Here is a 25,371-nt window from a genome sequence, read left to right as displayed (position 1 = left end):
ATGAAGATGAGCCATCCGTCGGGCTGTGACCTGGGTGGGGTCCCGGTAGTAATCGCCGAAAATCCAACGAAGTTCGCGTAGTTCCTGGTCAGCCCCGGTGTGGTGACGCTATGGGGGTCGTCTTGTTGAGGTGCCGGTAGATAGTGGGGCGGGTGACGCCGAACTCGGCGGCGATCTGGTCGACGGTGTAGCGGCGCTTGCCGTGTTCGTCGAGTTCGTCGTAAATCTGCCGGGCAAGTTGGACCTGGCGGGTCCGAGTTTGGGTTTCTGGCCGCCGGTACGTCCGCGGGCGCGGGCTGCTGCCAGCCCGTCGCGGGTGCGTTCGAATTCGGCTATCGCGCCGAGGATTTGGAAGAACATGCGTCCGACGGCGGTGGAGGTGTCGATGCCCTGGTCCAGCACGACCAGATCCACGCCACGGTCCCGGAGCGCATTGGACAGCTCGATCAGGTGCTCGAGTGAGCGGCCGAGTCGGTCGATTTTGGTCACCACCAGTTGGTCTTTGGGCCGATTGGCTACCAGCAGGGCTTTGCTCAGTTCGGGGCGGGAGGCGAGTTTGCCGGAGGCCTTGTCGATGAAGATCTGTTCGCAGCCGGCCACGGTGAGCGCGTCGTGTTGGGCTTCGGGGTGTTGGTCGCGGGTGGAGACCCGCCCGTAGCCGATGCGCATGGCCCGCAAGTGTATTGCGAACCCCCGACAGGTTCACGTTGCTGCGTACACGGCAACCTTTACAGTTCTGGCCTGTGGAAACCAGCTGCGGCCAGGGGTGCCTCGTGAACCTTCGTTACCGGACGTTCTCGAGTTGTCTGTGGGGTCGGATGTGTCCGGTGCGAAGTCTGCCGGTCCACCACCGCAGCTGCAGCACCTCCTGCAAGCGGCGGCTGTCGCGGCTCCCGATCACTGATACGTGCCCTCCACGCGCAGGGCATCAAGACGTTTCAGCTCGATGACTTCTCAGACGTGGTGGGCCTTAACGGCACCCCGAGATCGAGTTCCCTACGCTGTTGCCGACTCGGACCAGCCCTGTAGGAGATGTGAATGGCCCGCCACACGCCGCCTCGGCCAGTCGCAGTTGAGGAGTTGTTTCCCGAGCTGATACCCCTACGCAGAAGTACAGTGCGACTTCACCCACGTTCGGGCGACCCCACCTATCGTGATAGTTCGGTCGGAGGCCCATTGCTGTGGCCGGCCGAGGAACCCTGGCCGATGTGCACCGAAGAACCCGACGTCCATGATGCCGCGGTTCCATTCGTGCCGATCGTGCAGCTGTATCAGGCCGATGCTCCCAGCATGTCGTTCCCGCAGGGATGTGATCTGCTGCAGGTGCTGTGGTGCCCGTTCGAGCACGGTGATAGCTATTACCCGCTGCCGCGGGTCTATTGGCGTGACGCCCGCGCGGTCGACCAGGTGACGGCAACTCCTGCGGCGCCTGCCGAAGCGCCGGAGGACCACCTTCCCAATCCGTGTGTGGTGCATCCCGAGCAGGTGACCGAGTACCCTAGCTGGGATCTGCCGGACGACGTTTGGGCCGCGCTCAAGGACCGGTTCGCGCAGCTGAAAAGCGACACGGGCTGGCGCTATCACTACCATCTCGCCGGCGCCCCCGGGATCAAACTGGGTGGCTATCCGGGCTGGACCCAGGAACCGGTATGGCCCGACTGTGACTCGTGCGGCCAGCGTATGCATCATCTCCTCACAGTGGACAGCCGGGAGTACGACGGGGAGTCCTGGCGCACCTGGCTTCCTATCGAGGACCGGGCGGTCGACGACGCACAGGAGCCGTGGCGCTCCGAACAGGGCAAGGCGGCGTGGGATGCAGCCGGTCTGATGCTGGGAGATATGGGCGGCGTGTACATCTTCGAGTGCCCATCGTGCCCCGGTCGCCCGATCGGTCACTGGTTCGATTGTTCCTGACCGCACACCCTGCTGTTGTCGACTTCGAACCACCTCGGCCGGGCCGCCGGCACGGCCCCGGATCGAAGCGAACAGGTATCTGCGTCCGGACCGCATCGGGTCTGGAAGGAAGGCGTCTCGTGCATCCTGCCGTAGCGCAGCTGAGTGCGGTCATGCCGCCTTCGCCGCTGGGTCCGGTGATCGCCCCGCCCTGGGCACGAATCGAGAAGGCGATGGGGTCGGGCTGCCGCGCGACTATCGGGACTTCATCGATCTGTACGGCGACGGCGCGATCAACGACGAACTCAGCGTCAACTACCCCGCCTGGCAGCAGGATGACACGTCGACTCTGATGACCTTGGTGGATGTGGCCGAAGAGGACAACGGCTATGGCGTTTACGAAGCCTTGGAGGTGCCCTTTCCCGGGTATCCGGCACCGGGCGGCCTGCTGCGGTGGGGCGGCAATTACAACGGCGACATGCTGTGCTGGCTGACCGAGGGCGAGGACCCGGATGACTGGCCGGTGGTGGTGGTCTTCCGCCACATTCGCGACCCGTCGTGCGGCGGGATGTCGTTGCACTGCTTGCCTTCTCGTCTGGCACCGGATCCAGGGCGCCGACGCGGCGCTTACGCTTCGGCGATTCCGCGGGGTCAGACGCCGCTGGCACATCAACTGTCAGTTGGCGGGCCGTCGGTGATGAAGATCGTAAGGCGCAGCACGCCGGGCGCGGTGTCAGCAAAGAAGTTCAGATAGCACAAAGACGGATCTATGAGAAACCGGACGAGATGATCGAATGCACCCCAACGCGCCGGTGCCGACGCCTGTGGGCGTGTCATTGCCAACCACCAGCGGGCCCACCGAGGACTTGTATCGATCGAAGACCTGCCTTGTACTCGAAAATCGCTATGCCATAAACGATTTGAGCGGGGAGCTCTTGAGCCTCGACGGCGCTCATCGAAACCTACGGTGAACCACCGCACGCGCCTCGGGAACGCCTCCGCAGATCGAATGGACCGGCATAGAAACTCACTAGCCCCAACCCCTCTGTCCGTGTCATTGTGCGACTCAACCCTGGGATAACCAAGTATAAGTTCAAGCCACGTCCATTGCATTTAACAAAGGAGATCAATGGCAATTACCTCGTACCATGGAACTTTCTATACGGATAGCCCGGAAATTGTGGAACAGATACTTAGATCATGGCTGTCGATCAACGATTTGCAGATGAGGCCGCACCGCGGGTTCCAAGTTTACTACGAGACCGACGGATTCGAACTCTATTGTTACGATGCCGGGGGGTTGGGTACGCCCACATACTTCCTTCTCGAAGGACATATCGACGGCCTGACCGAGGTGGCGGTTGGTAGGTTTCTGAATCTTGCCGAGCACTGCAGAAGCGCTGGTCTTGAGTTCAGCGTCGACTATGAAGAAGTCGACGCTGACGGAAATCCGCTGAGTGCTGAGAAGACGATCAGCTGGCCGGGACGGTAACTCGCACCGGTGACTACAGCTGGCGGTCCATTGATTGGAATAGTTCCGTACCGCTGAAACATGATACGAGCCCATATGTCAGCAGAACCGATTCTCACCCCGGAACAAGCCAAGCAATACCTGATCGAAGCGTTCGGCGCGAGCCGGGAATACCGGATGTACCCGTTCGAACTCGGCTGGGCGATCCACCCGATCCTGTCGACGATTAGATCAGCCGGGGCCAGCGCATCGGTGTCAGCTAGACATCCACCGCCCATCTATTGATGGCAGCTCAAGGCCTACCTGTGGTCGGCGCGTTGTCGGGGTCGAGGAGGTTCTGAATGAACTTCATCGCAGCAGCAGACTCCGGATTTTCGGTATAGGACCGTGCAGCGGCTTCTGCCTGTTGGTGAGCCTCCGACTGGGCACGCTGAATCGTCTCGAGCAGTACCCGGCCGAGCTGTGCGTCGCCGAGGCGCAACGCCTGCGGTGTAAGCCGCAAATCGGTTACGTTGCCTTGCGCGTCCACGGTCACGCCCAACTCGCCACCGCGGGAACTGGCGCGAACGGCGATTTGTGCCAGCCCGCGTCGCAAAGTCTGGTACTTGCTCTTCCATTCCGCGACGAGCCGGCGCTGGTCCTCATTCCACTGGTTCAAATAGTCCATGACAGCACACCTCAGGCTTTCAAAAGAAGACGTCAGAACATGGGCTGCCGCCCCGCGGTTATTCCCGGTAGTAAGCAACCTGATAATCGCATGATTCGTCGACAACGAAATCGGTTGGCAGATACGGAGCGAGCTTCGGTAGCTTCGATGGCGGGACGTCGTACCCCCCGGCCTCCGGGGGGTAATTGACACCGTCGATCTCGCAGCTATCGTCGAAGTGAAGGATGCCTTGCAAAGTCGGCGTGTCGAGGCCCTGCAAAGGATGGTCCCGCACCAGAAATTCGGTCTTCTTATCGAACGCTTCTAAGTACCACATATCACTTCTTCCACTGCGGCTTGCGCGTCGAGTCGCCAGGCTTGGTTTGAGCGCCGGTCTCGGCATCGTATTCGCCGAGATGTTTGCCGTTCTTGTTGTACTTCTCTACCGCGCCGTGTTGATAGTCCCACTCGTACGTATTCCCCTCATCATCCTTCCAGGACTTCCTTCTTCCCATCCGCTTTGTCAGGGCCCAATGGTCATGCACTGCCGCGAGCTGGCGGAACGCGGCCCAATCGTTCTCGCGGATGGCCGCTGGGTCGGACATTGATGCGGGGTGCAACAGCGGGAACGGACGTTTGGTGACGACCACGCCGGCGAGTGTACGGACTTCCGCGCAGGTCTTGGCGCCCTGCTTCCTGATCTGATCAGGGACGCGCAGCAGTCTGCTCGCGTCCCTGGACCGACGCAGGAAGGCGCGGCGGATCCTGGCGGGCGTCTATCAGCTGGGCTGTTACTACTTGGGTTTGGCCGGGGGAATGGCGGCAACACAGACGGCAAGGTCGTTGCGCAGCCGACGTTGTTCTTCCGCAGACAGCGGAGAGAACATTTGCCGTTCGATGGTGCGCACGGCCACGCTGGCGGCGTGCAGCTTTTCCTGCCCGGCGCTCGTGAGCTGGGTGGGCAGCGCGCTGCCTTGGGGCGCCCGCTCGGGTCGGGTGAGCAGGCCGCGGTCTTGTAAGCCGCGGAGTACGAGGTTCATCGATTGGCGGGTGACAAACGCGCCACGGGCGAGCTCGGAGTTGGATCTTCCGGGGTATCGGCCGAGCTGTTCGAGGCAGGCGTATTGCGCCACGGTCAGCTCCAGCGGGCGCAGCACCGCGTCCATGGCGGAGTGCAGTGCGGCCTGGGCCTGTTTGAGGACGTAGCCCACCGACTGCTCCAGGTCGCCCACGATCTCCTCTTGACTCATGTCAGCATGTTGACACACACTGTGTGTGTCAACATGCTGACACGCCGGAGGTGGATGATCCTCACGAAAGGGTGCGGTCGCGCCGACTTTGGCTCCGAATTCACGACAGCAAGGAGAAACGATGGCTGAGATCCGCAGCAAGGCGGACGATGTCGACGACATCAACCGGCGGACACGCAGCAGACAGACACGGTCTGCCACGATCTCCGGCAGCCATACCGACATTCTCGACAAGAAAGGCTTCGCGCACCTCGCGTCTCTGGGGCCGGACGGTGAGCCGCAGTCACACCCGGTATGGTTCGACTTCGACGCCGCCCACGGGCAGCTGCTCGTCTCAACTGGCACCGACCGGCAAAAATACCGCAACATCCAGCGGGATCCGCGGGTGTCGGTCTCGATCCTCGATCCGGACGACCCCTATCGTTACCTGGAAGTCCGCGGGCGTGTCGTCGAGATCGAGCCAGATCCCGGGAAGACATTCCTGGACCAGCTCGCGCGCAAGTATCTAGATCTGGACACCTACCCCTACGAGCAGCGACGGAATGTCGAGCGGGTGATCCTCCACATCCAGCCGGATCACGTCGTGGGCTGACCTTGCGCCCACACCTAGCGCGCGACTCCCAAGGGATCCATCCGGTTGCCGTTGACGGCGGTGGCGTCCCACGCCGGCAGTTGTTCGGCCACCCGGCCGCTCGATGCGGCCCGCTACCGCTCGCGAGTCGGATCGCTTCGCGAGCACGACTACGGTGGAGCGGGTGGACCTACGGATCTTTACCGAACCCCAGCAGGGGGCCAGCTACGATCAATTGCTTCGCGTCGCGATGGCCACCGAGGACGCCGGATTCGACGCGTTCTTCCGGTCGGATCACTATCTGAAAATGGGTGTGGCGTCTGGGCTGCCCGGGCCGACCGATGCCTGGATCACGCTCGCCGGTCTGGCGCGCGAAACGTCCCGGATCCGGCTCGGAACCCTGGTCACTTCCGCCACCTTCCGGCACCCGTCGGTGCTGGCCATCTCGGTGGCACAGGTAGATCAGATGTCCGGCGGCCGCATCGAATTCGCCCTCGGCTCGGGTTGGTTCGATGCCGAGCACACCGCCTACGGCATCGAACTGCCCGAGTTCGGCGAGCGTTTCGACCGCTATGCCGAGCAATTGGAAATCGTGACCGGCCTGTGGGAGACGCCGGACGGTTCGACCTTCACCTTCCTCGGCAAACACTATCGGTTGGAAGACGCTCCGGCCCTGCCGAAGCCGGCGCAGCGTCCGCGCCCGCCGGTGATCGTCGGCGGTGTCGGCAAGAAGCGCACTCCGGCGCTGGCCGCCCGATTTGCCGACGAATTCAATCTACCGTTCGTCGACTCCGCCACGGCCGCACGGCAATTCGAGCGGGTGGATGCGGCGGCCCGTGAGATCGGGCGCGATCCGAAGGAGATCACTCGGTCGGTTGCGCTCACGCTGTGCGTCGGCCGCGACGACGCTGAAGTCGCCCGCCGTGCCGACACCATAGGCCGTGAGGTCACCGATCTGAAGCGGCAGAGCGAGCTTGTCGGTACCCCCGCCGAGGTGGTCGACAAGATCGGCCGCTATCGCGAGGCGACCGGTATCACCCGTCTATACCTTCAGTACTTGGACCTCTCGGACCTCGACCACCTTGACCTGGTGGCCGCCGAGATCGCGCCGCAGCTGGACTGATCCGCGACGGAAGGATCCTGCCGGGTATCGACGTGAGGGAAGTAAGCCACGCGAACTCCGGCAGCGCGACCGCGACGCGGTGACGCTTCGGGAGCCGGTGCTGGTCGGCTGATCCCTCACGACCATTCGGCCCCTCACCCGAATTCCGGTGAGGGGCCGAAGGCGTTATAGTGCAGTTCTACCGACAGCACGCCGAGTCATCGAGTTCGCACAGCGAAGAAGCCGAAGACCTTGCGGCAGCGATGCGCTGGATCCACCACGCAACCATGCAGGGTAATGCGCTGTTACCCACCCGATCCGAATCTGCTCCGAGTAGTTATCGAACCGAATCCGCCGGGGCAAGGGACAGGATTTCGCGCCCTGCTGCGTCGAACGCGTCCAATGCGTCCTGCACCTCTTGAAAGCCGACCGAAACCAGTGGCAGTTCACCCGATCGCGCAGGTACGCCGAGCTGCTCGAGGAGCACGAAAGCCGCGGCATCGTCCGGCAGCGGCAAGTATCCCCGTTTGTTGTCGTCTCGAATCGTGTCGATGATGCGGTCCGCTGTGACTCCTTCGGGGATACTCGTCGTTACGCCGAGGCTCGCCACGAGTTCGTCGTGGATGCGGACATCTGCTTCCGTCAGCCATCCGCGAGCACACGATATTCGCGCGGCAATCAACATACCGAGTGCAATGGATTCCCCATGTGAAAGCCCATCGGCATCGCGTTGCCGATGGTCGAGCAGCTCGATGGCGTGTCCGACTGTATGGCCGTATTCGAGAACGAGACCGTCTTTTCGCTCGTACGTGTCGTTCTTCGTTACCTGCCCCTTCGCGCTGATACTGGCATCCAATAGCCACAGGAGCGACTCGGGCGCGGCCAGATTCCCCGTGGTCAAGATTTCTTGTAGTTCGGAAATAATCTCAGGCTTGATGGCCAAACAATTCTTGGCCATCTCGCAGAGTCCGGAGCGAAGTTCTCGAGGAGACAGGGTGCCGAAGAGTTCTACGTCGGTGAGTACTGCGGTTGGCGTGTAGTAGCTACCGACATGATTCTTGCCGACTCTACTATTTATGGCCTGTTTGAGCGACAGTACCGAATCCATAGCGCTGACGGTTGTGGTGGGGATATGGACCAGTCGTACCCCGCGGAACAACAGACTTGCCATCAATCCCGCCAGATTTCCCGGCACGCCTCCACCGAAGGAGACGACGACTGATCTTCGTGTGGCGCCATCGCCCAAAGCGTGCTCGATATGCTCAGCAAGAGACGGAAGTGTCTTCATCGCCTCACCGGGCTCATGACGAAGAATCGTGACAGGCGTCCCGGTTCCCAGAGCGCGAAGCAATGCTTGTCCGTGCAGGCCGAAGACGTGATCGTCGGTAACGACCACGAATCTGTCCGCGTCGAGCGTGTGCAGGGTTTCTGCGATGGCGTCGAGACAGTTGCTGCTGAACAGGTATGGAAACGAAGACTCGCCGATCCGGATGTGGCGCTGTTGCATGCGTGGGTGTGATAAGAAGTCTTGCGCGGTCGAGGCCATTGATTCTGCTTCCAGTCGTAACTCTACGGCGGGGCGATAAGCGCATCTACCCCGGTGCTCGGAATTCTAATTTTATAATCGGAGCTATGTGCTGAGAGCAACCATTCGGTTCCCAGTAAAGAGAATAACGCCTTTGGATGAGTCATTGTCATAATGCATAATTCCGCCCACTCTGCTCGGAGTAGATCTGAAAAAGAACAAAGCCCAGGTCGCCGAAAGTCTTCCGCGACGAACAATCGGCTGTTGCTGTCCAGGGCTGAACCGTTGGTCGTGGGATCGGATTCGGGGCTACGAGCCCGCACTCCTGATGTCCGGGCTGCTTCGAGCTCTCGGCTGCGTATGTTGCTATCCCCCTGGTAGATTCAGCAGCCGCTGGTGCACTGCTGCAGGTTGCCCGATTGCCAACGGATGGGCAAGAACTATAAGTCTTGCGATTTCGTCCACGTGCCTCGCCGAAATCCACACCGTTCTCGGCGCCGCACAGAAATAAAATGTAGAAGAATAGAATTCAGGACGGCTCCAGCCCATACAATCACCGGTAGCCGACCTGTGGTGGAAATGTCGTTTCGATGACCCGTCGGCACCCGCCGTCATAAACCGAAGGCAAACCCGGTGCAGCGTCGACCTCTCCTCGATCCTCGACCGAGGAGGTATTAAATTTGCAAAATACTTACCTTTCGACTTTCCCGAGTGACCTGCGGCGGTCCGCAGTCTGTTTTCGCTCGGATTCGAGTCGCGAAGGTAAACCGTCCCGCAGGTATCCGTAGGCGAGAGGTAGGAGAGCAGTCATCGAATCTATCCGGTCCTCCGGCCGGCCGGCTACGAGAGGTACCTCTGGCAGCCGGACGAGTCTGTCATCGTAGGGCGGCAGATGCGCACCTGTGTGCCGTCGACTCGGCGTGCAGTCGTGTCGCATTACCGCTTATCGAATTTCCGAGCATGACGTCGATTCGAGGTACTCGTCATGCGGACAACTATCGGTCAGTGCGATTACGGCCCCACCGAGCGCCGTTGCTCAATTCGGCTGCACGCCGTTGTGCACCGCAGGGGCCGTAATCGTTCTCACCTACTGGTCTTCACCGACCTGGTGGCAGGTTGGGGCGGGGCGTGGTGTCTTCCTTGTTGTGATCGGTGTCAGTAGACTGACTCAAACGTTATGAGGGCACCTGTGCTCGTTCGACCTTTTCCGCGCATGTGACGCACGGAAACGCGCAAGCCGCTGGAGGATTGCTCATGGCACTTTCTGAGCAGTACCTCGTGCAGGAGGCCGACACCGCCGTGGTCTCGGCCCGCGAGTCCACCGACTTCTGGGTCGAGCACATCCTCCGTAACCAGGGCACCCTGCAGTTCCGTTTCGGCAGTGCGTCGACATTCCACGGCAGCACGAGGGCCCAACACTACGCGGAATACCAGTTGATCGGCTTTCGGTCCGCCAGCATCACCTACTCGCGAACGCGCACAGATATACGCCGGGATGACGATGCGAGCCTGCGCATAATAGTTCCGACCCGGGGCGCGATGAATTTACGACAAGACGACAGCACCGTTCAGGTCGTGCCCGGACAGGGCGCACTGGTCACGAAAGCACGTCCGGTCGATGTCGCACAGCCGCAGAACGCACAAGGGTGGGTGATGAACATCCCCGCCGGCGCGCTGCCCCTCGCCGCCGGCGCCGGACCTGCGGTGATCGACCTGAGACAGGGCCTGGGATCGGTTGCCTTCGGCATGATCGGCGAGCTCAGCAAGCAGCGCAACGTCATTGATGGGCTCGGCTTTGCCACGACGTGCGATGTGATGATCGATCTGTTCAGACTGTGCCTGCGTCCCGGTGAAAAGTTGCCCACCACTCTGGCAGCAGTCGACACCGCAGTCCGTGACTACATCCGCCGACACGCCACAGACCCCGAACTCACCCCGACCCTGATCGCGCACAACCTCGGCTGGTCCCTGCGGCAGGTCCAGCTGGCACTGCACGGCACCGGTACGACACCGAGTCAACTGATCCGTACTGAGCGGCTGGACCGAGCACGCCGCCATCTTCGCGAGGCTTCCGCCGACCGGACCGTAGCCGAAATCGCCTACGCCAGCGGTTTCAGCTCGCTCAGTGCCTTCGGCGCCTCCTTCAAGGAACGGTTCGGATTGACACCGCAAGAAGCACGCCGCCGCTGAAACAGTGGGTTGTGTTGGGATCCGCCGAGTTCAGGCGTGAGCCGGTCTGATCGGGAGGCTCAGCGAGGGGAGGACGGCAGCGGGGCTGCCGCGGTGGAGAAGAGCCGGGATGCGCTCCAGTACTCCGCCCGCGAAGATGTCGTAGAGCGGTAGGGCTTCCAGGTGGACGTAGCCGATGTGGCAGTCGCATTCGGTGCGGGGGCAGGAGCGGGGGGTGAGGGCTCGGCGGTAGGTGTTGTCGTAGAGGTTGCCCAGGGGAGTGGGGACGAAGTGACAGCGGCGGACAGTGCCTTCGCCGTCTATCGAGATCACCGAGGAGCCGGTGCGGCAGGGTAGGCCCGCTGAGCGGTGAGGGTGGCGGCTGAACGGGAAAAGCGGGTCGACGGCGGTCCAGGTGGACGCGGCTTCGTCGGTGTAAGTGTGGCCTTCGGCGGCGTTGATCCACAGGTAGATGTGGTCGGGCAGGTCGGCGCGCAGGCGGCGGGCGTGGTCGAGATGGTCGGGGAGGCCGACTATTCCGACGCTGAAGCGTACGCCGGCGCGGCCGAGGTGGGTGGTCTTGTCGAGGAAGCGGTCGTAGGGGGTCTGGTCGGGGTGGTAGGTGCACCAGAGGGCGACGGTGTCCAGGTCGGCGTCGGCGAGCCATTCGGTGCGGCAGCTCAGGTTGGTCTGGATGGCGACGCGGTTGATGTGCGGCTGCCGGGACAACTCGACCAGGGCGCGGCGGTACCAGGATCGCACGAGTCCTTCGCCCCACGGGGTGAACAGGATCGAGAGGCGATCCTCGGTCTGCGCGCACGCCCACCGGGTGAATCGTTCGAGGGCGGCGCGGTCGGCGCGGAGCTGGGTGGTCGAGTCGCGGCGCTTTGCGAAGGGACAGTATGGGCAGTCGTAATCGCAGGAGGCCAGGGGGCCGCGGTAGAGAATAGTGAGATCCACTGCCGGTCACCGATGTTCGTAGGCGGCCATCGCGGCGCGGACCGCGGGGGAGAAGAATTCGGGGCCGATGGCGTCGGAGTAGGCCAGTCCCTCGGGGGTCAGACGCAGGTGGCCTGATTCTGGGTCGGCGAGCCAGCCACGCTCGGCGAGGGCGTCCAACTCGGCAGGGAAGCTGTCGCGCGGTACGTGACCGAAGCGCTGCCGGTAGTCTGCCACCGCGAAACCCTCGGCTTGGAGCAGGGATTGCAGCAGGTAGCGCCGCTCGGCTTCGTCGCCGTCGATCGTCCGTCCGTAGACGGCGCGGGTGAAATCCGCGGTGGTCGTGTAGGTGTCGATGATCGCACGCACCTCGCGCGGAGCGACGGCGTAGTCGAAGGAATAATGCGTTCCCGACGTGTAGGAGCGGGCTCCGCAGCCGAGACCGATCATGCCGTCGGTCTGGCAGGCGTAGTCGTCCGGCCCCTGGGGCGGCGCGTCGGTCCGGCGGAACATGCGCATGGAGATCTGCGCGTAGCCTCGGGCGAGCAGGTGGTCGCGGCCCTCGGCGTAGCGACGGAGCCGTTGGTCGTCCCAAACTCGTTCGGCCGCAGCGGGATCGGCGTGCCGGTTCAGTCCGGTGAGCGGACGGACGTAGAGCGGGTAGAGGTAGATCTCCTCGGGCCGCCACGCCAGCGCGGCGTCGAGCGACTCTCGCCACGTCGCCGCGGTCTGACCGTCGATGCCGTAGATGAGGTCGATGTTGAGGACGGGTATCGCGACATCGCGGATGCGGTCCAGCGCCGCCTCGACGTCCGCGCGTCGCTGCGGTCGCACAGCGGCGCGCGCCTCCTGTTCGATGAAACTCTGCACGCCCAGACTCAGCCGCGTCGTCCCGCGTTCGGCCAGCACGGCGAGACGATCTGCGGTGACGGTGGTGGGGGACGCCTCGACCGAGAGTGGGATGGCGCGCAGGTCCGCGCCCATGATGTCCTCAGCGGTATCGCACAGTCGGGTCAGTTCATCGGCCTCCAGGAAGGTGGGGGTGCCGCCGCCGAAAGCGGCGGTGGCGAAGTGCGGTGTTTCGGCGTCCCCCAGTGCCGCGCGGACAGCCTCGGCCTGGCGGGTCAGCGCGTCCAGATAGCGCCCGGTGAGGCCGTCGGGCGAGCCGACCCGGGTGAACAGATTGCAGAATCCGCAGCGCACCTCGCAGAACGGAATGTGCAGATACAGCGAGAGGGCTCGTCGCGATTCACCGGCCCAGAGTTCGGCGAGCGCGGGCCGCGGTGTGAGCGCGCGGTAGGCGGTCTTGTGCGGATAGGCGTAGACGTAGTTCTGATACGGCCGGGGCAGGGTGATCGTGCGTGTCATGAGGGTGGCTCCAGGAAGAAATGTCCGTAGGGAACCGTCCAGACGGATTCGTGTCCGAGCCGGTGGCCGGTGTAACCGTCGTCGCCGTAGGCCGTGCCGTGATCGGAGCACACGATGGCGAAACAGCGCCGCCGCGAACGCATCACGTCGAACAGTCGGCCCACATGCCGGTCGACGTATTCCAGTGCGGCGGCGTGGGTGCTCACGTTGTCGCCGGTGTCGCGGGTAGCGCCGGGCAGGTGGAACCAGTTGGGCTGGTGGAGGGCCGAGACATTGACGAACAGGAACAGCGGCCGCTCGGCGGGCAAGGCAGTCACCACCCGTTCGGCACACGTCACCTGGGCTTCGAACGAGGTGGGTGATGCCACGGAGAACTCCGATTCCCAATGGCTTTCGGCGAACAGGCCGGGCAGGACATTGCCCAGCGCGCCCCGTTTGTTGAAGAAGCCGACGCCGCCGACGCAGGCCGTGTGATATCCGCGCGCGGCGAGTGCGGTCACCAGATCGGGTTCGTCGAAGACGAAGGTGCGCTCGGCGGTAGTCTCGCTGCCCGCGAATCGCGCGGCGAACAGCCGTGGGTGCGGGCCCGGCGCCGCGGGCGTCGGAAGGAATCCGGCAAAGATGGCGTGATGCGCGGCGTAGGTGAAATTGCCGGGGGCGTGGCACTTCTGCCAGACGTTGCCGGGGAGATGGGCCGTCAGATTCGGCAGACGACCCGCCGCCGCCGACTCGACCGCGACGTCGTAGCGCAGGGTGTCGAGAGTGAGCAGCAGCAGGTCGTCCCGGCCGACGACCGTGTTCATATCCGGCTGGGATAGTAGGGGTTCCGAGATCGTCACAGCGGGACACCCCGGAGCGCTCCGACCAGCTCGCGCGAACTGGTCTGTCGTGCATTGTGATAGCGGCTGGTCGCGGCGATGACCTGCGCCGTATAGGTGTCGAGTCCGGCGGCGGGTCTCTCGGGCAGCCCGGTCAGCCGGGGCAGCAGATCCCCGAACGCGTTGACCTCACCCACCACGAAGCGTCGCCAACCGACCGCGGGCAGCAGATCCACGCCGACGCACAGCGTAGTGGGGAAACAGGCCGCGGCTCGTTCGCAGATCGACAGTGCCTTCGCCCAGTGATCGCCGGCGGCGGCGCGGAAGGCCGCGAGATCCCCACGCGCACCGCCGAGATGCAGGTTGGTCAGCGGCGCGCGGCTCGTCCTGACGACGACGTGGGTGGCGCGCCCACCGATCACCACGACGCGTAGATCGGCGGACCGGCCGTCCTGGGAAACCTTGGGAATCCAGCGCTCCAGGTGCAGTCCGTCCGGGGCCAACCGGTCGACGATGGACGCGATCTCCCGTTCGGAGGTGTAGCGCCGGATGCGCAGCGAGTTGTGCAGATGACCTTCCGTCGTGATCTCCACCGAGGTGGTCGCGCGCAGCCGTCCGTCGCGGGTGGATTCGATGGCGAGGACACCCGAGGCCGACGATCCGTGCGCGAGTTTGACGAACACGCGCGGCATCTCGGCGTCGCGCATATGGCCGCGCACATCCGCCCACCCGCGCACGGGAGTGCGTCCGCCCGAGGTGGGCGAGGACGGAACCGGTACACCCGCGTGTGACAGCCGGGCATGGCACAGCCGCTTGTCGAACAACACGGCCAGGTCCTCGGTGTCGTCGAGCCGGAATCCGCCGCGCAACGAGCGCACCGCGTCGAGGAACCGTGTGTACCAGCGGGCCGAACCCTCGACCCGCGTCGGTTCGTAGGTCTCGCGCAACAGGCGATCCACCTGTGCGTTCTCACCGGGGGAATCCAGACGCACGACCTCGTCGTCGGCGAAATCGTGGCGGCCTTCGCGCAGCACGTCACGCCATTCGACCACCCGGATGGTCGCCGCCCCGGCAGACCGGGCGGCCTCGGTGAACATCCGGACGCGCCGGTTCTCGCCGTTGCCGACGATCACCCAGCGCGGCGGGAGCGGCGGTGTTGCGGACGCGTACACGTCTCACTCACCGACGGAGACGAACCGCCACACGGTGCCGTCTTCCTCGTCGCTGTCCTCTTCGGCGTCGTCGGAGTCGAGTTCGAGGCGCACGCCCGCGGGTTCGAGAGTCTCGCGCAGCTTGGTGCGCATCGCGTCGGACAGGTAGTTGTAGTGCATGTCGAGGACGCTCAGATGGCTCAGCGGCTGACCGGAGAGCAGGGCCGCGACACCGTCGTCGGTGAGCACGCCCATCGAGACGTTCAGGCTGTCCAGCCGGGCGACCACGGGCGCCGCCGCGAGTGCGGTGCAGATGTCGTCTTGGGTCTCGCTGTTGCGCAGGGCCAGATGCTTCAGTGCGGGCAGCCGGTCACCCGAAAGGATCGGCGCGAGATCGGCCACCTCGCTGTCGCCGCCATACTCCGAGGTGCCGAGCCACAGGTCGAGGTGCGTCAGCGCGGGCAGGTCGCTGGCCGCGATGCCACGCACGACCGCGGCGGGCAGACCGCCCGCCTCGACGACGAGGGTGTGCAGCCGCTCATGCCGCACGGCGGGGAACTCCAGGTTCTGACCGCCGCGCACACCGAAGACCTCCAGTTCGGGGAAATTCTCGAGCAGCGGGGTCACCAGACCCTGGTTGATCCAGGAGATCTCGCATTCCTCCCCGACAATGTCGCCGAGGAACAGTGCGCGCAACGCGGGCAGGCGGTCCTCGGCCGCGCACAGTGCCTCGATGACCTCGTCGGAACCGTTGTCGTACACGTCCTTCCACGTCCCGACGATCAGGGCGGTCACCTTCGCTGTGTCGACGGCGTACAGGAAGCGGGTGAAACATTCCCCCCACGTCTCCTCGGCGTCATAGGTGTCGACGCTCAACCGCCACGCGACCGAGTTCGGCTCCGGTAGGACGACCGCCTTCTTCTCGTCGGTCTCGGCATCGGGAAAGGTGAAGGCGGGTAGGCCGCCGAACTCCTGCAGATGGTCGCCGATGGTCATGTGATGTGCCCGCCCCTTCCGGCAGTGCCCGTGATCGTCAGGAGGTTTCTACCAAGTCGCACCGACACAGGGCGACTCGGGCGGTCTGTCGGTGCCGGGCGCTACGGTCTCGGGCAACGGCGGCGAACTCGCGCCGTGACGGGAGGAAATTCATGTATCGGCAAGGTGATGTCCTGATCGCGCCCGTAGCGGAAAACGCTGTACCACCGGCACTGCTGCACGCGCCCTCGGTGGCGCGGGATCCGCGCGGCCGGTTGGTCCTCGCATTGGGCGAGGTCACCGGCCACGCGCACGCGGTGCGGGGCCCGGGCAGGCTGATCCGCGAATCCGGGGCGACGGGGCCGATGCTGTTGCATCTGCCTGAGGGCGGCCGCGTCGTCCACGAGGAGCACGCGGCTATCACGTTGCCGAAGGGGTGGTTCCGGGTGGTGCGGCAGCGGGAGTACATGCCCGGCTCGGTCCGCATCGTCGCGGACTGACGTGCGCGGACGAAAGACTATCGGTGAGTACAGAATCGAGCGAGTACATGACGAAGCGGGACGAATGGCGGTCGGTGTCGACGGCGACCGGACCCGGGGACAGGGCGGCGGCCGAGGACGCGGTGCGGTCGGCCTACCGGCAGGCCGGGCTCGCCGAGCCCGAATCCGTTGTGTGGGCGCGGTCGCCCCTCGAGGCAGTGCGGATACTGCGGGACGCGGGGTCCGGTTCGGATACCGGCGTGTGTGTGCGTGAGGCGCTGCGCAACGCCCCGCTCGCGGCCGAACGCGAACGCGTCCACACCGAACTCGGTCCCAGGGGATTCAGCGAGCACTGGAGTGCGACCGGCGCGGACCTGTGGGAGCTGACCGGGACCATCATCGACCGGATCAGGGCCGGGGTCATCGACGCGGTGGCGCGTAATCGTCAAGAGCAGACGATGATTCGCCTGCTTCTGCTCGACGCCGTCCTCGGTCAGCACGACGCCGCGTGGCTATCGGCGTTCGGTAGCGGACCCGGTGCACCGCTGCACGCGCTGGCGCGCGTCGCCCGCGAGGCGGGCTGGTGGTGGCCCTTCGAGAAGGTCGCGGTGATCAGCGAGCGGCCGACCGAACTGCACCGCGACGAGGCGGGTCGGCTCGACAGTGGCGCGGGCCCCGCCCTCGCCTACGCCGACGGATTCGAACTCTTCGCCTGGCGCGGTATGCCCGTCCCCGCCGAATTCCTCGACAGCCTGCCCACTCTGACGGCCGAACGCATCCGCACCGAGGAGAATGCCGAACTGCGCCGGGTGATGCTCGAGTACTACGGCTACGACCGCTATCTCGACGAATGCGGTGCGCGTCCGATCCATCGCGACGAGACCGGCGTGCTCTGGCGCATCGAACTCGACGGCGACGAGGACGTGGTGATGGTCGAGGTGATCAACTCGACGCCCGAACCCGACGGCACCAGCCGAACCTACTGGCTGCGGGTGCCGCCCGACACGCGCACCGCACGCGCCGGCGTGGCGTGGACCTTCGGGCTCAGCGCCGAGGAGTACGAGCCCGTCGCGCAGACGTAGGCGCTCAGACCGTCTCGCCGACCACGTTCGGCCGGATCATGATCGCCGACCTTCGGCCACACACGCGCTGTTGCTGCTGATCGCCCGGTTCAGCGCGAAAGGCCATGGGCGCGAGCGATGATGCGTTCCATCACCGTGCGGGAAAGCAGGCGGCGGAGGGTGAAGAGTACGGGGGCGTTGCTGCCGACGGCGTAGAGCGGGCGGGGGCGCTCGGCCTCGATCGCTCGCACGATGGTGTTGGCAACCTTCTCGGGCGTAATGCCTTTCGCCTGCTTTTCGTCCAGGTTCGCCATGAAAGTGGTGAAGTCGGCGGTGTGAGCGGAACCCTCCGTGAGATATTTCGTGCGTCGCTCCCGCAGGCCGGTGTCGATCTGGCCTGGTTCGACGGCGGTGATCCACACGCCGAACGGCGACTCTTCGAAGCGCGCGGCCACCGCGAAGCCGCGCAGTGCGGCCTTTGTCGCGACGTACGAGGAGCGATACGGCATCGGGAAGCTCGCGAGCATCGACCCGACCATCACCACGCGTCCGTATTCGCGTTCCCGCATACCGGGCAGCAGTGCCTGGGTCAGGGCGATGGGGCCGAGCACGTTCAGCTGGAACAGTCGCTCGACTGCCTCGCCGGGCAGTTCGGCCAGCGGTCCCGCCTGGCTTTCTCCCGCATTGTTGACCAGCACGTCGACCTCGCCGAGCCCAGCGACGAATGCCTCCACCGACGCCTTGTCGGTCAGATCGAGCGCCCGATACCGGACTCCGGCAACCGCGGCGTCCGCACCGATCGTGTCCGGATTACGGCTGGTCCCGATCACGCGATACCCGCGCTCGACCAGTACGGCGGCGGTCGCCTTTCCGATTCCGGACGAAGCACCGGTGACTACGGCAACACGGGACATGCGGAGTCTCCTTCCAACACCGATTCGCCGACCATACCGCCCACCGGCACGACGAGTGCCTGCCCGACCGAGTGGACGGACTATCTCACACTCTCGGTGCCGCGCTCGCGATCCGGGATGCCAGGGCAGACCACCTTCAGCGCGCGTTGATAGGCCTGAGCAGAATGTGTGTAGGAGTCACCAAGTCCGACAACTGATCTGGGTCGGCTGATCCGGTGTAGGGAAGCGGGGCCGTTTCGACGGGCCCGATCCGGGCATTCTCGTCGCATCAGGTACCGGATCAGCCGGTCGGTATCGCGGCGTGAGGTGGCACCATGACAGCGGATGATGAGCCGTGGGAGATCCCCCCGCTCGACGACGCACCGGACATCGCGCGCGGCTCTGCGGCGCAACCAGGCGAAACTTTGGCCGACACCAGGAACTGGCCGGGGTACGGGCTGCTGATGGTCGCGGCGGCGGTCGCGGTCGCCGCCGCGGTGATCGCGGGCTGGGGGCTCGGCCGTGCCGCGATCGTGGCAACGATCATCGCCTTGGTCGCGTTGCTGGCCGGGGTCACACTCGTCGTCATCGAACGTCTACGCCGACGCCGCAGGGCGAGGCAGGAAGCGGGCCAGGAGCCCGCGCCCGCTTGGCAGACCATCGTTCCGCCGCAGGGCTGACGACCTGCGCCGATCAGTCCTGTGGCAGGAAGCCGGATTCGATGAACTCGCCGACGTACATGTCGATCGCCTGGCGATTCACGGGCGGGCAGTGCACACCGGTGCCCGTCAACGCGGCGCGACTGTGCGCGTCGGCGCAATCGAGGTGCCCGGCGAGGTCGGCCAAGTTCGGAGAGAGCAGTGCGGCACGCACGAGCGAATCGTCCCCGACCGTGTTGCGTCGGCGGGATTCCCGAAGCAGGCTTTCCCGCATCACTTCCAGCGGGGTCGTCGCCATCGGCAGCCCGTGCGCACGCATACTGGCGAGGATTTCGCTTACCGGTACCGGCGTCCGATTGACCAGGTGGTACACGATTTCGGCGCGTGGGTGCGCGGAGATCTCCACGATCGCTCGGGCCACGTAACTCACCGGGACCAGCGAGACCTTAGCGTCGGCTACGTCGGGCGCCATGCCGAGAATCGCGGCGGCGCGGACCATATTCCAGAACGCGTCGTCGGTGCTGTTCACGCCGACGCACGGGTCGCCACAGATCGTGCCCGGCCGAAAGATGGCGATGGGCACGCCGCGCTCACCGGCCTGGCGGACCAGTTCCTCGCCCACCCACTTGGAGGCGAGGTAGCCGTTGCCGGACAGCTGGTCCGCGCGCAGCCGGATATCTTCGGCGACGACACCTGACGGGGTGGCCGTGACCGCGGCGCCGATCGTGGAGATGAAGTGCACCGGCTTGACCCGCCGGGTAGTGGCCAGCCGCAGTAACTCCCGCGTGCCCGCCACGTTGGCAGGCCGCAGCCGCGCGTACGGCTCGATGTGGTTGACGCGTGCCCCGTTGTGATAGATCGCGTCGACGCTATCGGCGAGGCAGTCGTAGTCGGTGGTGTCGAGACCCAGCCGCGGGGCGGTCAGATCGCCCGCTACGACGACGATCCGCTCCACGGCGGTCTCGCCGGACAGGCGATAGTAGCGTTGCGCCCGCAGGATTCGATCGATGCCTTCCTCGGCGCTGTCCGCGCGGACCACACACCAGACCCGGGCGTCGGTGCGTTCCAGCAGTTCGTGCAGAAGATGCGCGCCGAGGAAGCCGGTGGCACCGGTCAGCAGGACTTCCTGCGGCGGCCCGCTGTGCGCGGATGCGCATCCGCTGACGTCGAATTCGGGCTCCAGCACGGCATCGGTGTCGGGCGTCGGCGGGGCATCCGGCTCGTTCCTCCCGGTCAGCCGCGCGGCGAGGCCGGTGACGGTGGGGGTGGTGAGGATCGCCGACATCGGCACATCCCGCGCGAGCCGGAACGACAACCGTTGGTGCAGGGTGAACGCGAGCAGTGACGACCCGCCGAGTTCGAAGAAGTCATCGGTGACCCCGATCGGGGACACCGCCAGCACGTCGGCGAACTCCTCGGCGATCGTCCGTTCGAGCGGTGTGCCCGGCAGGGCGTCGGTGCGCGTCGAGAACGCCGGTTGCGGTAAGGCGGCACGGTCGAGTTTGCCGCTTGTGCTGACTGGTAACGCGTCGAGCACCACCACGGCGGATGGCACCAAATACCCGGGCATTGAACGAGATACATTGTGCCGCAAGTTATTCTGATCGACCACCGCGCCTTGCGCAGCCGCGACGTAGCCGACGAGCCGATCCCCCAGATCCGAAGCCTTGACCGCGACCGCCGCCTGACCGACAGCGGGATCGGCGAGCAGCGCCGCCTCGATTTCACCGAGCTCGATGCGGTGGCCGCGGATCTTGACCTGAAAGTCCATGCGCCCCAGATAGTTCAGCGTCCCGTTACGGTTCCAGCGAACCAGGTCCCCGGTGCGGTACATTCGCTCGCTGGGGCCGCCGAGCGGATTCGCGACGAACCGGCCCGCGGTGAGACCCGGCGCGCCGTGGTAGCCGCGGGCGAGTTGCGCTCCGGCCACATAGAGCTCCCCCGCCACGCCCACCGGAACCGGCCGCAGTCGGTCGTCGAGGACGAGGCACTGGGAATTCCATTCCGGCACGCCGATCGGCATATCGGTGGCCTCCAGATCCGCAGCGGAGACCAAGTGCTGAGTGATGCTCACCGCGGCTTCCGCCGGACCGTACAGGTTGTGCACGTCGGCTGGACTGACCAGCGCGAAGCTCCGAGCAGTCTCCGGGTGCAGCGCTTCTCCGATGACGAAGATCGCGCGCAGTGAGGCCAATTCGGTTGTCGTCGCGTGCTCGGCGAATACCGTGAGCATGGCGGGAACGAAATCGGTGAGCGTCACCCCATGTTCGGCAATGAGCCGGCACAGGGCGCGAGGGTCGCGTTGCTCGGCGGGGCCCGCAAGCACGAGGCGCCCACCTGCGCGCAGCGCAAGAAAGTATCCCCACAGCGACACATCAATGGTCGCCGATGTTTTCTGTAGATACACATCCCCGGCGTCGATGCCGTATTCGTGCTGCATCCAAGCGAGCTGGTGCACGATCGCCCGGTGGCTGACCACAACCCCTTTCGGGTGCCCGGTGGACCCGGAGGTGTACATCACGTAGGCAGGGTGATCGCCGTGCAGTCGCGCGAGGCGTTCGTCGTCGGTGACGGGCGTGGGATCGATGCCGTTCAGGTCGAGGGTGTCGACGGCGTGCGCCGCGGCTTTCGTGAAGCCGTCCGCGCCGGTGGTCAGCACACAACGGGGTGCGGCAAATTCGAGCACCTGCCGGATGCGTTCGGCCGGATGATCCGGATCGATCGGTACCCAGGCCGCTCCCGCCACGCCGATCGCGTACAGCGCGACAACCTGCTCCACCGACCGGCGCATGGCCACCGCGACGACCGTCTCCGGACCGACCCCCTGCCCGATCAGCCACCGGGCTAGTCGCGTGGATCGATCGCGTAGCTGACCGTAGGTGATCGTCTCCGGCCCACACGCCACAGCAATCGCGTCCGGCGTCGCCGCGGCATGTCGCCCCAGCGCCGCGGTGAGCGGTTCGGGGGGCAGGTCGTGCTCAGGCCCGGCGCCCCAGGACCGGATCCGCTTGTGTTCGACCGGGTCCATGATGTCGAGGTCACCGACCGCGGCGGCGGGGTCGGCCGCGATCTGCACGAGGATGCGAAGGTAGCCATCGAGGAATCGCTGCACGGTGTGCTCGTCGAAAAGATCGGTGCTGTAACCGAACCGGATGATGATCTCGCCGGGGGCGCCATCGGTGTCGTGAGCATCCACCACACCGATGTGCAGATCGGTCTTCGCTGTGTCGGCGTCTACGTCGAGGAACGAGAAACCTGGACCGGACAGCTCGAGCGTGGCCTGCGCGAAGTTCTGAAACGCGAAGCCGACCTGGTACAGCGCGTGCCGCCCAGGCGAGCGTGTCGGGTCGACCGCGTCCACGACATGCTCGAACGGAACCTCGGAGTGCGCGAAGTTCGTCAGGTCCCGTTCCCTGGTCCGGTCGAGCAGCGCTGTGAAGCTCTCACCCGGGTCGATGCTGGTCCGCGCCACGGTGGTGTTGACGAACAGGCCGACGACGTCCGCGAGTGCCGGCTCGGCACGGTTGGTCATCGGCACACCGATGGCGATGTCGGTGCTGCCGGAAAGCCGGGCGAGCAGCACGGCCAGCGCCGCCCGCATCACCATGAACAGTGTCGCGCGATGGGCGCCCGCGACGGCGAGCAGGTCGCGGTGCAGCGTCGCGGGCACCGACCGATCGATCGCCGAGCCGCGCAGCGACGCGACCGCAGGGCGCGGCCGGTCGGCGGGTAAGTCGAGTTCGTCGGGCAGGCCGGCCAGCTCCCGTGTCCAATACTCGAGTTGCCGGGAGAGCATCGAATCCGGGTCATCCCTGGTGCCGAGCAGGTCCTGCTGCCACAGCGCGTAGTCGGCGTACTGCACGGCCGGCGGCCGCCAGGCGGGGGCAAGGCCCTCGCTTCGCGCGGCGTAGGCGAGTGCGACGTCGCGGGCCAGCGGCGCCAGCGAGGAACCGTCGGCGCAGATGTGGTGCAGGGCGCACACCAGGATGTACTCCTGAGGCGTACGCAGCAGCCGAACCCGCAGCGGCACTTCGGCGGATACGTCGAAACCACGGCGCAGGGTGGCGTTCACCCGGCCGGGCACCGTGTCGTCGAGGAGTTCCTCGACCGCCAAATCGCAAACTACGCGCTCGGTTTCGAGGATCAGCTGGCGCGGACCCGTCTCGTCGGCGGGGTACATCGTGCGCAGCGACTCGTGCCGTTCGACAGTGTCGGCGAACGCCGCGCGCAATGCGGGGACATCCAGGTCCGACAGCCGCAGCGCGAAGCCGATGTTGTCCACCGACGACGTCGTATCGAACTGATTGCGTAGCCATAACCGAAGCTGGGCGGGAGAGAGTGGGATTCGCTCCGGGCGTGACCGCGCCAGGAGCGCCGGGCGGGCCGCGTCGAACTGCTGCGAGCGGATGGCCTTGGCGAGCGCGGCGACGGTCGGATGGTCGAACACCAGTCGTGGGGGTATCCGCACGTGCCATGTCTCACCGAGCTGTGCGGCAACCTGGGTGGCCAGCAGCGAATTGCCGCCCGCCGCAAAGAAATCGGCGTCGGCGCCGAACCGTTCCCGACCGAGGACACGGGCGAATACCTCGGCGACCAGTTCCTCGCCGAGATCGGACACCGGCCGATAGCCGGGCTGGTCGAGCGCGCGGCCGCGCAGCGCCGATCGATCGGCCTTGCCCGTCGGGGTCCGTGGGATCAGGTCCATGAGGGTGATCGTGTTCGGCTGCGAATATTCCGGCAGCAGCGCGGCGAGGGCGTCCGCCAGCGCGGCGGGGTCCGGAGCGTATCCGGGTTCGGGCTGGATGAATGTTGCCAGGCTCGTCTCGCCTGTGCTGCTTTTGCGATCGACGGTCACGGCCAGCCGGACACCAGGCTGCGTGGACAGGATGGCGTCTATTTCGCCGAGTTCGACCCGGAAACCCCGCACCTTGATCTGGTCGTCGCTGCGGCCGAGATAGTCCAATTCGCTCGAGGTGTTTTTGCGGACCAGATCACCGGTGCGATACATCCTGGAGCCAGGAGGTCCGAACGGATCGGCGAGGAAGCGTTGCGCGGTCAGACCGGGCCGCCCGTGGTATCCCCTGGCCACACCGGGCCCGGAGACGTACAACTCGCCGGCCACCCCGACATCGACCGGGCGTAATCGCTGGTCGAGCACGTGGCAGCGCATGCCACGTACCGCCGAACCGATGGTGACCGATGCATCGGGGGACAACGCGGAGCTGAGCGTGGCCAAGATCGTGGATTCGGTCGGACCGTAGGCATTGTGGAACCGGCGGCCATCAGCCCAGTGCCGCACCAGCATCGGAGGACACGCCTCGCCGCCCACCATGACCGAGCGCAGCGCGGTGAGTCCGCTCGGATGGAGCGAGGCCAGCGCGGACGGCGTCAGAAAGGCATGGGTGATCGCGTGCCGCGCGAGCAGGTCCGCCAGGGCACTGCCACCGTAGACGGTCGGCGGGGCGATCACCATCGTGGCGGCGGAACAGACCGCGAGCAGCAGCTCCAGCACCGAGGCATCGAAGCTCGGCGACGCGAAGTGCAGGACCCGCGCATCCTTGTCGAGCGAGTGCCGTGCGGCCAGCTCGGCGCACAGCGGAGCCAGCCCGGTGTGAGGGACGGCAACGCCTTTCGGTCGTCCGGTCGAACCCGACGTGTAGATCACGTAGGCGATATTCGACGCGCGCAGTCGGGTGGGCCGATCGAAGTACGCGATCGGGTTCGCGGGATGCGCCGACACCCGCGCCGACACCTCGGGGTCGTCCAGCACGAGCCATCGCACGTCCGCGGGCAGCGACGGCGCGGATGCGCACCGGGTCAGGCCGAGCGTGGCGCCGCAGTCGGCGACCTCGAACTCGATCCGCGCGGGCGGAAAGCCCGGATCGATCGGCACGAACGCGGCGCCGGTCTTCGCGACCGCCCACACGGCGAGCACCGAGTCGAGCGAGCGCGGCAGTGCCACCGCCACCGTGGTTTCGGGACCGGCGCCCATTCCCAGCAGGGTTCGCGCCAGCTGGGACGAGCGGGCATCGAGGTCCCGGTAGGTGATCTCGGTCTCCGCGCACACCACGGCGATGCCGTCGGGATTGTGCGCCGCCGCCGCCGCGAGCAAGGCACCGAGCGTTGGGATGACCGGCTCGGCCGACCGGCGATGCCCAATACGGACGGGTGGACGAGTTTCCCCGCTACCGCTCGTCATGTCGTCGTCCGTTCGGAGTGCCTGTAACTCGGTGATGCTATAACCAGCCGGTATCGCTCGCCATGGATGAGAAGGGCGACATGGACGCTCGGGAGCCGGTGGGACGCAGGGGTTCGGCCGGGCCGGAGTCGCCCGACACCGAGGACGTCGAACTGGTTCTCGATGGCTCCCCGGGTTCGCGGCTACCCTGTGGGTCGGCGAT

The 25,371-nt window shown here is 65.5% G+C and carries 22 protein-coding genes; 10 read left to right on the top strand and 12 right to left on the bottom strand.

The genetic code is table 11. The features are described 5' to 3' along the window. Nucleotides 1–108 precede the first annotated feature (108 nt). Nucleotides 109–669: a recombinase family protein gene (locus tag OH799_RS19580; protein ID WP_406266028.1), complete on the bottom strand. Its 561-nt coding sequence runs from the start codon at nt 667–669 to the stop codon at nt 109–111. Between the two features lie 582 nt (nt 670–1,251). Here OH799_RS19580 and OH799_RS19575 point away from each other — a divergent pair. The 4 genes from OH799_RS19575 (at nt 1,252) to OH799_RS19560 (ending at nt 3,649) form a co-directional block, all read left to right on the top strand. Then, on the top strand, nt 1,252–1,914 hold the full coding sequence (locus tag OH799_RS19575; RefSeq protein WP_406266025.1) for a hypothetical protein: 663 nt from the start codon (nt 1,252–1,254) through the stop codon (nt 1,912–1,914). A 331-nt stretch (nt 1,915–2,245) separates the two neighbouring features. Continuing rightward, nucleotides 2,246–2,647, top strand: coding sequence for a hypothetical protein (locus tag OH799_RS19570; RefSeq protein ID WP_406266022.1), 402 nt, complete (start codon nt 2,246–2,248; stop codon nt 2,645–2,647). Between the two features lie 375 nt (nt 2,648–3,022). Next, on the top strand, nt 3,023–3,385 hold the full coding sequence (locus OH799_RS19565) for a hypothetical protein (RefSeq protein ID WP_406266020.1): 363 nt from the start codon (nt 3,023–3,025) through the stop codon (nt 3,383–3,385). Between the two features lie 75 nt (nt 3,386–3,460). Next, nucleotides 3,461–3,649 carry a hypothetical protein gene (locus OH799_RS19560; RefSeq protein WP_406266017.1) on the top strand — a complete coding sequence of 63 codons (189 nt, stop codon included), beginning with the start codon at nt 3,461–3,463 and terminating at the stop codon, nt 3,647–3,649. Between the two features lie 7 nt (nt 3,650–3,656). On the opposite strand, the gene OH799_RS19555 is transcribed toward OH799_RS19560, so the two are convergent. From OH799_RS19555 to OH799_RS19545, 3 genes are all read right to left on the bottom strand, one after another. After that, complete coding sequence (locus OH799_RS19555; RefSeq protein WP_406266014.1) at nt 3,657–4,031, bottom strand: YbaB/EbfC family nucleoid-associated protein; 375 nt, start codon at nt 4,029–4,031, stop codon at nt 3,657–3,659. Nucleotides 4,032–4,348: 317 nt separating this feature from the next. Beyond that, nucleotides 4,349–4,660: a colicin E3/pyocin S6 family cytotoxin gene (locus OH799_RS19550; RefSeq protein ID WP_406266011.1), complete on the bottom strand. Its 312-nt coding sequence runs from the start codon at nt 4,658–4,660 to the stop codon at nt 4,349–4,351. Between the two features lie 144 nt (nt 4,661–4,804). Further along, on the bottom strand, nt 4,805–5,260 hold the full coding sequence (locus OH799_RS19545; RefSeq protein ID WP_406266008.1) for a MarR family winged helix-turn-helix transcriptional regulator: 456 nt from the start codon (nt 5,258–5,260) through the stop codon (nt 4,805–4,807). A 121-nt stretch (nt 5,261–5,381) separates the two neighbouring features. On the opposite strand from OH799_RS19545, the gene OH799_RS19540 reads away from it, so the two are divergent. Continuing rightward, a complete protein-coding gene (locus tag OH799_RS19540) occupies nt 5,382–5,852 on the top strand; it encodes a PPOX class F420-dependent oxidoreductase (RefSeq protein WP_406266005.1) in 471 nt (156 codons plus the stop codon). Between the two features lie 163 nt (nt 5,853–6,015). After that, nucleotides 6,016–6,954 (top strand): LLM class F420-dependent oxidoreductase, encoded by a 939-nt coding sequence (locus tag OH799_RS19535; RefSeq protein ID WP_406266002.1) that lies wholly within the window; start codon nt 6,016–6,018, stop codon nt 6,952–6,954. 316 nt (nt 6,955–7,270) lie between these two features. Here the strand turns inward: OH799_RS19535 and OH799_RS19530 are convergent, their stop codons facing one another. Beyond that, a complete protein-coding gene (locus OH799_RS19530; protein ID WP_406265999.1) occupies nt 7,271–8,479 on the bottom strand; it encodes a 2-deoxy-scyllo-inosose synthase in 1,209 nt (402 codons plus the stop codon). A 1,233-nt stretch (nt 8,480–9,712) separates the two neighbouring features. Here OH799_RS19530 and OH799_RS19525 point away from each other — a divergent pair. Further along, on the top strand, nt 9,713–10,648 hold the full coding sequence (locus OH799_RS19525) for a helix-turn-helix domain-containing protein (protein ID WP_406265997.1): 936 nt from the start codon (nt 9,713–9,715) through the stop codon (nt 10,646–10,648). Between the two features lie 30 nt (nt 10,649–10,678). Here OH799_RS19525 and OH799_RS19520 read toward each other — a convergent pair whose 3' ends face one another. From OH799_RS19520 to OH799_RS19500, 5 genes are read right to left on the bottom strand one after another with little or no spacing between them, the layout of a single operon-like run. Beyond that, nucleotides 10,679–11,587, bottom strand: a complete 909-nt coding sequence (locus OH799_RS19520; protein ID WP_406265994.1) for an STM4011 family radical SAM protein — start codon at nt 11,585–11,587, stop codon at nt 10,679–10,681. Between the two features lie 6 nt (nt 11,588–11,593). Further along, on the bottom strand, nt 11,594–12,934 hold the full coding sequence (locus tag OH799_RS19515; protein WP_406265991.1) for an STM4012 family radical SAM protein: 1,341 nt from the start codon (nt 12,932–12,934) through the stop codon (nt 11,594–11,596). Continuing rightward, a complete protein-coding gene (locus tag OH799_RS19510) occupies nt 12,931–13,773 on the bottom strand; it encodes an STM4013/SEN3800 family hydrolase (RefSeq protein ID WP_406265988.1) in 843 nt (280 codons plus the stop codon). The genes OH799_RS19515 and OH799_RS19510 overlap by 4 nt, the downstream gene beginning before the upstream one ends. Beyond that, nucleotides 13,770–14,924 (bottom strand): STM4014 family protein, encoded by a 1,155-nt coding sequence (locus OH799_RS19505; RefSeq protein ID WP_406265985.1) that lies wholly within the window; start codon nt 14,922–14,924, stop codon nt 13,770–13,772. Before OH799_RS19505 ends, OH799_RS19510 begins: the two co-directional genes overlap by 4 nt. 3 nt (nt 14,925–14,927) lie before the next feature. After that, nucleotides 14,928–15,899 carry an STM4015 family protein gene (locus tag OH799_RS19500; RefSeq protein WP_406265982.1) on the bottom strand — a complete coding sequence of 324 codons (972 nt, stop codon included), beginning with the start codon at nt 15,897–15,899 and terminating at the stop codon, nt 14,928–14,930. Nucleotides 15,900–16,051: 152 nt separating this feature from the next. On the opposite strand from OH799_RS19500, the gene OH799_RS19495 reads away from it, so the two are divergent. Together OH799_RS19495 and OH799_RS19490 are read left to right on the top strand one after the other, a co-directional pair. Beyond that, nucleotides 16,052–16,378: a hypothetical protein gene (locus OH799_RS19495; protein ID WP_406265979.1), complete on the top strand. Its 327-nt coding sequence runs from the start codon at nt 16,052–16,054 to the stop codon at nt 16,376–16,378. Nucleotides 16,379–16,401: 23 nt separating this feature from the next. After that, nucleotides 16,402–17,439, top strand: a complete 1,038-nt coding sequence (locus OH799_RS19490) for a DUF6745 domain-containing protein (RefSeq protein ID WP_406265976.1) — start codon at nt 16,402–16,404, stop codon at nt 17,437–17,439. Between the two features lie 89 nt (nt 17,440–17,528). Here OH799_RS19490 and OH799_RS19485 read toward each other — a convergent pair whose 3' ends face one another. Then, the gene (locus OH799_RS19485; RefSeq protein WP_406265973.1) at nt 17,529–18,332 is read right to left on the bottom strand and encodes an SDR family oxidoreductase; all 804 of its coding nucleotides are present in this window, start codon (nt 18,330–18,332) and stop codon (nt 17,529–17,531) included. 314 nt (nt 18,333–18,646) lie between these two features. Here OH799_RS19485 and OH799_RS19480 point away from each other — a divergent pair, with 314 nt between their 5' ends. Continuing rightward, nucleotides 18,647–18,991 carry a hypothetical protein gene (locus OH799_RS19480; protein WP_406265971.1) on the top strand — a complete coding sequence of 115 codons (345 nt, stop codon included), beginning with the start codon at nt 18,647–18,649 and terminating at the stop codon, nt 18,989–18,991. Between the two features lie 13 nt (nt 18,992–19,004). Here OH799_RS19480 and OH799_RS19475 read toward each other — a convergent pair whose 3' ends face one another. Continuing rightward, nucleotides 19,005–25,169 carry an amino acid adenylation domain-containing protein gene (locus tag OH799_RS19475; protein WP_406265968.1) on the bottom strand — a complete coding sequence of 2,055 codons (6,165 nt, stop codon included), beginning with the start codon at nt 25,167–25,169 and terminating at the stop codon, nt 19,005–19,007. Nucleotides 25,170–25,371 lie beyond the last annotated feature (202 nt).

Source organism: Nocardia sp. NBC_00881 (assembly GCF_045207455.1).
Taxonomy (GTDB): Bacteria; Actinomycetota; Actinomycetes; order Mycobacteriales; family Mycobacteriaceae; genus Nocardia.
The sequence above is the reverse complement of the archived record's forward strand: the minus strand, read 5'-3'. Positions and strand labels throughout refer to the sequence as shown.